The following is a 10,920-nucleotide window of genomic DNA, read 5'->3' as shown; positions in this document are numbered from 1 at the left end:
TATACTAGAAACCCTCGTTCCTCCCGATTGTCAGCTTAATGAGCATACCCATGAAACGTCGGCCACATTATGCAAAAGATGGCATTAAACTCCTCACCAACTCTCAACAAATCACCCAATTACTGCAGGTCAGCCAAGATCAAGCTGCATTAGCGGCCGTGTTTCAGCAATATTTGCAACCAGCAGCCCGTGAGTTTTGCAAACTCTCAAGCTTTAATGGCCACACCCTCACCATTGCCGTGTACAACAGCATGTGGGCTACTCGTTTACGCTATCAACAGCAACGCTTACTCACCCAATTACGTGCCACCGAAGCCTTTGCTAAGCTCGAGGTGATTCAGTTTAAAGTCATGCCGCAGTATGAACAATCAGCGCCACTTAGTGTAGCCGAACCGCAGCCAATTCCCGCCTCCGCCTCACAAACGCTAGCCAATGCCGCCAAGCAAGCTGAGAACCCCGAGCTAAAAGCCACCTTATTACGTTTAATCGGCCAAAACGAAAAAAGCCACTCATCATGAATGGCTTTTTCTATTAGGCAATGGGTTGCAGCTTCTATCTCATCTAGCCGGCTACACTACTAGGCTTAGAGTAAGAGATCGGTGCCTGACTGGCATCCTCAAAGGTAACGACTTCCCAAGCATCCGGCTGATCTAACAGTTCACGCAACAGTACGTTGTTCAGCGCGTGTCCCGACTTATAGCCTTTAAACTCACCAATTAAGCTTTTGCCTAGTAAGTACAAATCACCAATTGCATCAAGAATTTTGTGTTTAACGAACTCATCCTCATAACGCAGACCATCTTCGTTAAGTACTTCGAACTCATCCACCACAATCGCGTTATCAACACTGCCACCTAAGGCTAGGTTCTGTGAACGTAAGAATTCGATATCACGCATAAAACCAAAAGTACGCGCACGACTCACTTCTTTTACAAACGAAGTGCTAGAGAAATCAACGCTGGCTACTTGGGTTTTATCTTTGAATACGGGATGATCAAAGTCGATTTCAAAGCTAACTTTAAATCCTTCAAAGGGTAAAAAAGTAGCGCGTTTGCCATTATCTTCCACCGTGACCTCACGCAGAATACGAATAAACTGCTTTGGTGCTTCTTGCTCTTGCAAACCAGCTGATTGGATTAAAAACACAAAAGGTCCTGCGCTTCCGTCCATGATTGGAACTTCCGGCGCCGACAGTTCAACATAAGCATTATCAATGCCTAGTCCAGCCATGGCAGACAGCAAGTGTTCAACTGTATCCACCTTAACGTCACCATTAACTAAGGTGGTAGACATGGTGGTCTCACCCACATTTTTTGCTAAAGCAGGAATTTCTGCCACTGGATCTAAATCCATACGGCGAAAAATGATACCTGTATTGATCGGAGCAGGTTTTAATGTGAGATAAACCTTTTCACCTGAGTGCAAGCCGACACCAGTGGCGCGGATAGTATTTTGTAATGTACGTTGTTTAATCATGACCTAAGCCGGGCAATTTAACGTTGCAAGTAGTTCTAAAGTGGCGGCATCTTAACAGATAAGATGCCGCTACGGACAACTAAAGCAGAAGATTAGGGTTTCTACTTAGTCAGCTTGACGGCGTAAAAATGATGGAATGTTTAGCAAGTCTAAGCTTTGCTCTTTCTCTGCCGCAGGATGAGCTTGAGTCGCACGTACACTGCTAGCGGCACCTGCAGCACTACGACGCTTATTGCGTAGCGCTGGTGGTAAATCGTAATAATCCTCACCATAAGCTTGTGCACTTACTTCCGGCATCTCAGTAATAGGATGCTCAGCTGTTGGCACTTCAACAATCGCCGCTTTTTTCTCTGGGTGCTCATCTAAACCTGTGGCTACCACGATCACATGCAGTTCATCACGCATATCAGGATCAATCGCACTACCCACTTTAACGTTAGCATCAGATGCAGCAAACTCAGAGACAATGCGGCCTACTTCATTGTATTCACCCAAACTTAAGTCAGGACCAGAAGTGATATTAACTAAAATACCCTTCGCACCTTTTAAGTTAATGTCTTCTAATAAAGGGTTTTGAATCGCTTGCTCGGTGGCTTCACGGGCACGATCAGCACCTGAGGCTTTACCGGTTCCCATCATCGCCATGCCCATACCGCCCATAATGGTGCGAATATCAGCGAAGTCGACGTTGACTAAACCAGGGCGTTTAATAATGTCTGAGATACCGCGCACCGCGCTAGCTAATACATCATCCGCTTTGGCAAAGCCATCGAGTAAAGTTGCATCTTTACCTAAGATAGTCAGTAGCTTTTCGTTAGGAATCGTAATTAGCGAGTCAACGTGTTGCGCTAGCTCTTGAATACCCGCATCGGCAATTTGCATCCGCTTATTGCCTTCAAACATAAATGGACGCGTTACTACGGCTACCGTCAAGATACCAAGCTCTTGCGCGATTTCGGCAATAATTGGCGTTGCACCTGTGCCTGTACCTCCTCCCATACCGGTAGTGATAAAGACCATGTCGGTACCACGTAGCACTTCCATAATCCGCTCACGATCCTCTTCAGCCGCTTTTTTTCCGACTTCAGGATTAGCGCCAGCACCCAGTCCTTTAGTTACGGATGTGCCAAGCTGTAAAATCGTGCGCGCTTTAATGCTTTGTAGGGCTTGAGCATCCGTGTTGGCACAGATGAACTCAATCCCTTCAATATTGTTCGCCAGCATGTGATTAACCGCATTACCGCCGCCGCCGCCGACACCTACCACTTTGATGACTGGAATATCCGGAGTGTTATCAACAAACTCAAACATGCCTTCTCCTACCTACTGGTGCAATGCGCTGAGCGCACTGATAAATTTAAAATGTTTTCGCAAAATAGCTTTTCAGCTTTTGTACCAGCGAGGGCTCTTTTTTCGAGTGATCTGGCTGGTGATTAGTATTCTCAATAGCTGCTTCCTGGGCCTTAGCGCCGTATAAAAGCAGCCCAACTGCAGTGGCATAGGCTGGGTTATGCACAATGCTTTCCATATCCTTCACCCCTGACGGGTAAGCTAAGCGTACTGGCATGCGGAAAATTGCCTCAGCCAACTCAACCGCACCTTCCATACGTGCTGTACCACCGGTCAATACAATGCCCGCTGGAATAAAGTTTTCATAACCGCTACGTTTGAGTTCGTCATAAATCAGCCCAAACAACTCTTCGTAACGCATTTCAATAATCTCAGCCAACGCGATACGAGAGATTTCACGGGGTGGGCGATCACCCACACTCGGCACTTTAATGGTTTCATCGGCTTGTGCCAGTTCAGCTAAAGCACACGCATAACGCTGCTTGATTTCTTCCGCATATTGGGTGGGTGTACTCAGCGCCATGGCAATATCACTGGTTACCTGATCGCCCGCAATGGCCAGCACATGCGTATGACGAATGGCGCCTTCGGTGAAAATCGCCATATCTGAGGTGCCTGCACCAATATCAATCAAGCACACACCCAGTTCTTTCTCGTCTTCAGTCAGCACAGCTTCAGCGGCAGCTAGCTGCTCAAGCACTAAGCCATCGACTTCGATTTCACAGCGCTGAACACATTTTTCTACGTTTTGTGCCGCATTCTCGGCACAGGTCACTACATGCACCCGAGTTTCTAGCCGCACACCAGACATACCACGTGGGTTACGCACCCCTTCCTGATTATCAATAATGTACTCTTGGGGCAGCACGTGCAAAATTCGCTGGCTGGCTGGCAAAGCAACTGCCCGCCCTGCCTCTAATACGCGCTCAATATCTGCTTCGCTGACTTCTCCATCACGAATGGCCACAGAGCCGTCAGAGCCCTGACCACGCACGTGGTTACCGGCCAATCCCACATAGGCTGAGTGAATATGGCAGCTTGCACTTTGCTGGGCTTCACTGATCACCTGCTTAATGGTTTGGACAGTGGAGTCAATATTGACAATCATGCCTTTTTTCAGACCACGGCAAGGCTTAGAACCCATTCCAACAATGCGAACGGCTCCATCAGCACCCACTTCTCCAACCAATGCGGTTATCTTTGAAGTACCAATGTCTAATCCAACAATCATTTTTTGGCTGCTCTCACCTGAACTCACACTTGTTCTCCACTTAGCCCGCAGGCTTATATATCGCTTACGCTAGTTGATTTTTTCGTGACTGCAATGCCTTTTAGATATCGCAAATCAACCCGCGCCACATCATCACTGGTATCATTTAACTCAGTTTGATAAAAATAAATAAAGCGCTTAACTTTCTCTTCCGTTTGATCACGCCCTAATTCAATTTCTAAACCCGTATTAGTGACTATAAACCAGCTGCCGCGTTCACGCATTTCAATACGGCTAATGGACTGATTAATTTTACTTAACAATCCATTAATTAGCTCGTAATTATCCATTACTTGTTTAGTAGAACGATTAGGCCCTGATAATAAAGGTAACTTTTGATAACTTTCCATCTCTAATGGCTGAAAGGTTTGTCCTTTATGGTTAATCAAGGCTTTTTCACCCCATCTGGCCACCGGTACTTGCTCTTGCATTTCAATTAATACCGTATCTGGCCAGACGCGACTCACTACCGCTCGCTCGACCCAAGGCATATCATCAATAACATCAGTGATAGCCTGTAAATCCAACTCAAAGAAGTTAGAAGATAAGTAAGGCGCTAACCGCTCTTCTACTGCTTTTTGGCTAACATAATCTAAATTGCCATGCACCCGTACATGTTGAATGGGCACAATGTACTTCTCTTTTAAAATAAGTGCGCCCTGATACAGCGCAAGAAGTACCACTACCACTACCAGTGTTTTAAATATTCGAACTAAAAGATCCACCACCGTGGAGGACAACTTAAACGATAGCTTTTTCGACGGTGGTGCCGCACTCGTATATAACGGCGTGGCGCCACGCCGATTAGCAGTAACTTTAGTCCGATGATTCATACTTAACCTTTCATACTGCTAGCTAGTACAGTCAAAACAAGTTGGCTAAAGTTCAATCCATGGGCTTTAGCCGCCATCGGTACTAAACTATGGTCGGTCATGCCTGGCGTAGTATTTACTTCTAATAACCAAAAATTGCCCTGTTCATCTTGCATCACATCGGCCCGCCCCCAACCAGTAACACCCAAGGTCTCACAGGCTTGGCGGGTCAACTCTTTTAGCTCCTGTTCGCGCTCAGGGCTTAAACCACAAGGAATCTGATACTGAGTATCATCAGCTAAATATTTAGCTTCATAGTCATAAAATTCGCGGTTAGTACCTAAGCGAATCGGCGGCAAAATTTCACCATCCAACATTGCAATAGTGAACTCTGGCCCGGTAATCCATTGCTCAACCAATACATTGCGGTCGTAATGCCGTGCGGCCTGCCAAGCCTGTTCTAGTTCTTGCAAGTTATTAACTTTTGCCATGCCAATGCTTGAGCCTTCCTGCGCTGGTTTGACAATCAGCGGAAAACCCAATTTTTCAGCCGCTGCCGCACAGTCTTCAACGCTAGATAATACGCTGTGTTGCGGAGTAGGAATCCCCAAACTGCTCCATACTTGTTTGGTCCGCAGTTTGTCCATTGCCAGTGCCGAGGCCAACACCTTACTCCCTGTATAAGGAATTCCCGCCCACTCTAATAAGCCTTGGATCGTGCCGTCTTCGCCACCTCGGCCGTGCAAGACAATAAAGGCACGATCGATTTTTTCGGCGCTGATTCTTTGCACAATATCTGCCTGTACATCAATGCCAAAGGCATCCACGCCGGCTGCTTGCAGCGCTGCCAGCACGGCCGCGCCTGAGCGCAGTGAGACTTCACGTTCGGCACTTATGCCACCATAAAGTACCGCAACTCGACCGAAGGACTTTACATCAACCGTTGCCATTTCAAGCCTCCAAGGTCTTTTCAGCAAATAAAGGATGTTTAACTAAATTAGGCGCAATGCTGCCAATATCGCCAGCCCCTTGGCAAAGAACAATGTCGCCTGGACGCAGTAATGGCTTTAAAATCGGCGCAATATCGGTACCGCGCTCAATGTGTACCGGATCTAATTGCCCACGCTGACGAATGCTATGGCACAACTGACGGCTATCAGCGCCAGGGATAGGTTCTTCGCCGGCAGGATAAACCTCCAACAACAAGAGCACATTGGTTTCGCCCAGCACCTGAACAAAGTCTTCATATAAGTCGCGGGTTCGGCTGTAGCGATGCGGCTGATAAATCATCACCAAACGCCGCCCTGGCCACCCTTCTTGCACTGCTTTAATAACTGCCGCAACTTCCCGGGGATGATGCCCGTAGTCATCAACTAGCATCACACTGCCATCGTCTACTGGTAAGTCACCATAGACTTGAAAACGCCGGCCAACCCCTTCGAATTGCGATAAGCCTTGAATAATCGCCTCATCACTGATGCCCTCATCGGTGGCAATGGCAATGGTCGCCAACGAGTTTAAGACATTATGCTTACCTGGCATATTAACCGTGACATCCAGCGGCGCACGATCTTTGCGCAATACGGTAAAGCGCGTACTCATGCCGCGCTGTTCAATGTTAATCGCGCGTAAGTCAGCATCTTCGGAAAACCCATAAGTAATGGTTGGGCGCTTAACTTTAGCCATGATTTCACGCACTGATGGATCATCAATGCACAACACTGCCAAACCATAAAATGGCAAGTTATGTAAGAAATCAATAAAGGTTTTTTTCAGTTTATTAAAGTCGCCGCCATACGTACTCATATGGTCAGCGTCAATATTGGTTACCACAGACACCATCGGCTGCAAGTGTAAAAAGCTGGCATCACTTTCATCGGCTTCAGCAATTAAGTAACAACCTGCACCGAGCTGTGCATTACTGCCAGCGGCATTTAATCGTCCACCTATCACAAAGGTTGGATCCTGCCCAGCCGCCGCAAATACCGATGCCAGTAAACTCGTGGTGGTTGTCTTACCATGGGTGCCAGCCACCGCAATTCCGTGCCGATAGCGCATTAGCTCAGCCAGCATTTCAGCCCGTGGCACCACGGGAATGCGGTTATCAAGCGCCCGCGCTACTTCTGGATTTTCCACATTGATTGCGCTGGATACCACTAAAACATCAGCACCTTCAATGTTATCAGCCCGGTGACCAATCGAAATTTTAACCCCTAAGGCGGCTAAACGATCAGTTACCGCGGAGGCTTTAAGATCAGAGCCTGAAACCTCATAACCGAGATTACGTAACACTTCCGCGATGCCACACATCCCCGTGCCACCAATTCCCACAAAGTGGATCCGACGAATTCTACGCATACGACGCATCTCAGCTGGAGTTAACCGTTGCAAATCAGCCATGGGCGACCTCCAAGCACTTACGAACAACCTCTTGGGTGGCAGTGGGTTTAGCTAAACTCGCTGCAATTTGTCCCATTTCTAATAAATGGTGTTTATTCATTAAAACCTCAGTTAACTGCGCGGCTAACCCTTCTGCAGTCGTTGAACGTTGCGGCAATAATTTAGCGGCACCTTGCTCAGCTAAAAAAGCGGCATTTTTACTCTGATGATCATCAATTGCATGGGGAAGTGGAATTAAGAAAGCCCCCACGCCCACCGCGGCTAACTCACTGACGGTCAGTGCGCCCGCACGGCAAATAACTAAGTCGGCCCAGGCATAGGCCGCGGCCATATCGCCAATAAAAGGCTGTACCTCTGCCGTTAAACCTAAGGCTTGGTAACGCTGCTGAGTAATAGCAGCATGCTGTTTACCGGCCTGATGACGAATCGTTAATTGGGCTGGATCCGCCAGCAACTGCACAGCTTCAGGTAATAGCTTATTGAGTGGCTCGGCACCTAGACTGCCGCCTAATACCAATAAGTTAACGCCTGTTCCAGCGCTTAGCTGCCGTTTAAGCATCAGTAAGTCTTCACGTACGGGGTTCCCAGTAAAGCAAACTTTAGGTTGTGCTTTAAAGGTGTTAGGAAACCCCTCGCAGACCAACTGAGCAAAGGGTAGCAATGACTTATTAGCCGTACCGGCAATCGCATTTTGCTCATGGATGACTAAAGGCACGCCACCTAGCTTGGCAGCCACACCACCGGGTACGGTCACGTAACCACCAAAACCGACCACGCACACAGGCTGAACTTTCTTAATGACCCGCCGCGCCTGCAGTATAGCCTTAAACAGCTGCCAAGGCATGCCAAGCAGACGAGCTAAGCCTTTACCTCGTAGCCCTGACATCTGAATACAATGCATACTGATTCCAGCATGCTGAGTTAACTCATGCTCAATGCCAGTCGGTGTACCTAACCAATGCACGTCATAGCCTTGTTGCTGGAATTGGCGAGCGCAAGCCAATGCTGGAAATACATGCCCGCCTGTCCCTGCTGCCATAATTAATACACTAGGCTTAGCCATGCGCTGGCTCCTTGGTCGGTATAACTTGAATATCTTGATAACGCAAATCGGTTCGATGCTCCCACTCAATCCGCAGCAATAATCCGATACAGAGACAACAGGCAATCAAAGAGCTACCGCCATAACTTAAAAACGGTAATGTCAGTCCCTTAGTAGGTAAAACACCAATATTAACCCCAATATTAATCGCTATCTGACACGCCCACATACTGGCAATGCCATAGGCAATATAAGCAGGAAACTTATCATTGGGCCGTGCTTTCTCGCTCCAGACGCCAATTAAAAAAGCCCGCGCCACCACAAAGCCAAATAGCGCAATGGTCAGCAAGGTGCCAATTAAGCCTAGCTCCTCAGCCAGCACCGAAAAAATAAAGTCAGTATGGGCCTCGGGTAAAAAGTGTTGTTTTTGGATACTATTACCTAAACCCAAGCCAAACACATCACCACGGCCGTACGCAATCAAAGCCTGGGACAACTGATAGCCTTTACCATAAGGATCAGCCCATGGATTGGTGAAGTTTTGAATCCGATCCAAACGATAGCTTTCTGTTCCAACTAAATAAACGCCCGCGGCCAGCACTAAAACACCGGCTCCTATGACCAAGCTTAAGCGCATGCCGCCAAGAAATAGCATTAAACCTAACGTCACCACGAGCACCGCCATGCTACCGAAGTCTGGCTCCAGATAAATGGGCAAAGCAAAAATCACCAACACTGCCCCTGGCACCAGCATTGCGCTGTATTTTTCTTGCAAGGCTTTATTGTTATTGGCCATATAAGAGGCCAACAACATAATGGCGGCAATTTTTGCTAACTCCGAAGGCTGAATATTAAACAACCCAAAGTTGAGCCAGCGTTTTGCCCCGTTCACCTCTTTACCAATGCCAGGCACAAACACCAATACCAAGCCAATTAAAGTTAAAAAAGCCACGATCACAACGTGACGGCGCCAAAAACTTAAAGGGGTTTGCACGGCAAATAAAAAAGCGGCCACACCGATCAGAAAATAAATCATCTGCCGGGTAATAAAGTAATAGGTATGCCCATTTTCTTTATAGCTAACCTCGGTAGAAGCCGAGGCAATCATGACTAGCCCTAATCCCAGTAGTGCCAAGCAGCCCAGTAAAAACAAAAAATCCAAGTCCATTTGTCGAGCTTGGTTACGTAACGGCGACGGTTTGCGTAAAAAGTCTAAGTTCACCCGATTAACTCCCTTAGCGCCTGCTCGAACACTTCACCGCGATGCTCAAAACTAGTAAACATGTCTAAGCTGGCACAGGCTGGCGATAGCAGCACTAGATCATCTGCTTGAGCCAACTTAGCCGCTAACTGCACCGCTTCTGGCAAACTGGCTACATGATAACAAGGCACAGCACCCGCTAATTGCTGCTCGATTAGTAGTGCATCTTTGCCAAGCAAAATCACCGCACGGCACTCTTGTTTAACTGGTTTTTTTAACGGCGAAAAATCTGCGCCCTTACCATCACCACCAGCAATTAAAACTATTTTCCCCGGTACCGTATCCGCCAATCCGGCCAGCGCCGCTAAAGTAGCCCCCACATTGGTGCCTTTGGAGTCGTTATACCAAGTCACTTGCTCGTGCTCAGCTAGCCACTGGCAACGATGCGGCAATCCAGCAAAGTTTTGCGCAGTCTGCAGCGTGCTTGCTAAAGGCAGCTCAATTGTTGAGGCTAACGCTAAAGCCGCCAACGCATTGGCTAGGTTGTGCCGCCCTTTTAGTTTTAACGCACTGACTGGCAATAAGTTCTGCTCGCCCAAAGCGATAAAGGTGCCTGCTGCGGTTGCTCGCACCCCAAACTCGTTGATACTCGCTGGCGCTTCTAATGTAAAGGAGTAGCTCACTTCTATCGGGTGCTCGGGAGCAAAGGCCTGCGCATCATCTCGATTAACTACAGCATAGCGCGCACGCTCAAAAATACGTTGTTTAGCCGCAATGTAGCTCGCAATCCCCTCAGGATAGCGGTCCATATGGTCTTCGCTAATATTTAAGCAAGTCGCAACATAGGGCGCTAGCAGCTCTGTGGTTTCTAGCTGAAAGCTCGATAGCTCCAACACATACAATTCTGCCTCAGGATCCAGTAGCTCAACCACCGGCACGCCCAAATTACCGCCTACCGCCACACGTTTACCCGCTTCTTGAGCCATTTGCCCAACAAGGGTTGTCACACTACTTTTAGCATTAGAGCCGGTAATAGCAATAACGGGAGCCTTAGCATATTGGGCAAACACATCAATATCACCCGCGATGCGAATCCCTTGTTGCTGCAGTCGCTGTAATACAGGATGACTCACGGCCAATCCAGGGCTAACATAAATCACTTCAGCCGCGGCTAAAAAGGCTTCATTTAACTCACCATAATGCGTCGCTACTTCTGGATGCTCAGCGGCTAATACTTCTGCACCAGGCGGATGAGCACGGGTATCGGCCACTGCCACATTAAAACCTTTGGCCAGCAGAAACTGCACCAGCGCTAATCCGCTTTTGCCCAATCCAATAACAATCTGTAACCCTGCACTTGGCATAGTCG

Annotated in this window: 10 protein-coding genes; 1 reads left to right on the top strand and 9 read right to left on the bottom strand. The window is 47.9% G+C overall.

What is annotated here, in order from left to right:
• Nucleotides 1-50 precede the first annotated feature (50 nt).
• Complete coding sequence (locus AKN87_RS00380; protein WP_053102144.1) at nucleotides 51-518, top strand: DciA family protein; 468 nt, start codon at nucleotides 51-53, stop codon at nucleotides 516-518.
• A gap of 43 nt (nucleotides 519-561) precedes the next feature.
• Here AKN87_RS00380 and lpxC read toward each other — a convergent pair whose 3' ends face one another.
• The 9 genes from lpxC to murD all read right to left on the bottom strand — a co-directional run bounded on the left by lpxC (nucleotide 562) and on the right by murD (nucleotide 10,915).
• Nucleotides 562-1,476, bottom strand: coding sequence for a UDP-3-O-acyl-N-acetylglucosamine deacetylase (gene lpxC / locus AKN87_RS00375; protein WP_053101507.1), 915 nt, complete (start codon nucleotides 1,474-1,476; stop codon nucleotides 562-564).
• Nucleotides 1,477-1,581: 105 nt separating this feature from the next.
• Nucleotides 1,582-2,787, bottom strand: a complete 1,206-nt coding sequence (gene ftsZ / locus AKN87_RS00370) for a cell division protein FtsZ (RefSeq protein ID WP_053101506.1) — start codon at nucleotides 2,785-2,787, stop codon at nucleotides 1,582-1,584.
• A gap of 46 nt (nucleotides 2,788-2,833) precedes the next feature.
• Complete coding sequence (gene ftsA / locus AKN87_RS00365) at nucleotides 2,834-4,057, bottom strand: cell division protein FtsA (RefSeq protein WP_053103584.1); 1,224 nt, start codon at nucleotides 4,055-4,057, stop codon at nucleotides 2,834-2,836.
• Between the two features lie 53 nt (nucleotides 4,058-4,110).
• Nucleotides 4,111-4,929: a cell division protein FtsQ/DivIB gene (locus tag AKN87_RS00360; RefSeq protein ID WP_053102143.1), complete on the bottom strand. Its 819-nt coding sequence runs from the start codon at nucleotides 4,927-4,929 to the stop codon at nucleotides 4,111-4,113.
• Nucleotides 4,930-4,931: 2 nt separating this feature from the next.
• Nucleotides 4,932-5,858, bottom strand: coding sequence for a D-alanine--D-alanine ligase (locus AKN87_RS00355; RefSeq protein WP_053102142.1), 927 nt, complete (start codon nucleotides 5,856-5,858; stop codon nucleotides 4,932-4,934).
• Between the two features lies 1 nt (nucleotide 5,859).
• Complete coding sequence (gene murC, locus AKN87_RS00350; RefSeq protein ID WP_053102141.1) at nucleotides 5,860-7,308, bottom strand: UDP-N-acetylmuramate--L-alanine ligase; 1,449 nt, start codon at nucleotides 7,306-7,308, stop codon at nucleotides 5,860-5,862.
• The gene (gene murG, locus AKN87_RS00345) at nucleotides 7,301-8,371 is read right to left on the bottom strand and encodes an undecaprenyldiphospho-muramoylpentapeptide beta-N-acetylglucosaminyltransferase (RefSeq protein WP_053102140.1); all 1,071 of its coding nucleotides are present in this window, start codon (nucleotides 8,369-8,371) and stop codon (nucleotides 7,301-7,303) included. Before murG ends, murC begins: the two co-directional genes overlap by 8 nt.
• On the bottom strand, nucleotides 8,364-9,518 hold the full coding sequence (gene ftsW, locus AKN87_RS00340; RefSeq protein ID WP_080995567.1) for a putative lipid II flippase FtsW: 1,155 nt from the start codon (nucleotides 9,516-9,518) through the stop codon (nucleotides 8,364-8,366). The genes murG and ftsW overlap by 8 nt, the downstream gene beginning before the upstream one ends.
• A 50-nt stretch (nucleotides 9,519-9,568) precedes the next feature.
• The gene (gene murD / locus AKN87_RS00335; RefSeq protein ID WP_053102138.1) at nucleotides 9,569-10,915 is read right to left on the bottom strand and encodes a UDP-N-acetylmuramoyl-L-alanine--D-glutamate ligase; all 1,347 of its coding nucleotides are present in this window, start codon (nucleotides 10,913-10,915) and stop codon (nucleotides 9,569-9,571) included.
• Between the last annotated feature and the right edge of the window lie 5 nt (nucleotides 10,916-10,920).

It is taken from the genome of Thiopseudomonas alkaliphila (assembly GCF_001267175.1).
GTDB lineage: Bacteria > Pseudomonadota > Gammaproteobacteria > Pseudomonadales > Pseudomonadaceae > Oblitimonas > Oblitimonas alkaliphila.
Note: the sequence above shows the minus strand (reverse complement) of the source record. Positions and strands in the feature narration are given on the sequence as shown.

Coding starts and splice junctions, on each gene's coding strand:
- ftsA (WP_053103584.1), bottom strand. CDS start 4,057: ATGATTGTTGGATTAGACATTGGTACTTCAAAGATAACCGCATTGGTT.
- murG (WP_053102140.1), bottom strand. CDS start 8,371: ATGGCTAAGCCTAGTGTATTAATTATGGCAGCAGGGACAGGCGGGCAT.
- AKN87_RS00360 (WP_053102143.1), bottom strand. CDS start 4,929: ATGAATCATCGGACTAAAGTTACTGCTAATCGGCGTGGCGCCACGCCG.
- murC (WP_053102141.1), bottom strand. CDS start 7,308: ATGGCTGATTTGCAACGGTTAACTCCAGCTGAGATGCGTCGTATGCGT.
- ftsW (WP_080995567.1), bottom strand. CDS start 9,518: ATGGACTTGGATTTTTTGTTTTTACTGGGCTGCTTGGCACTACTGGGA.
- AKN87_RS00380 (WP_053102144.1), top strand. CDS start 51: ATGAAACGTCGGCCACATTATGCAAAAGATGGCATTAAACTCCTCACC.
- AKN87_RS00355 (WP_053102142.1), bottom strand. CDS start 5,858: ATGGCAACGGTTGATGTAAAGTCCTTCGGTCGAGTTGCGGTACTTTAT.
- murD (WP_053102138.1), bottom strand. CDS start 10,915: ATGCCAAGTGCAGGGTTACAGATTGTTATTGGATTGGGCAAAAGCGGA.
- lpxC (WP_053101507.1), bottom strand. CDS start 1,476: ATGATTAAACAACGTACATTACAAAATACTATCCGCGCCACTGGTGTC.
- ftsZ (WP_053101506.1), bottom strand. CDS start 2,787: ATGTTTGAGTTTGTTGATAACACTCCGGATATTCCAGTCATCAAAGTG.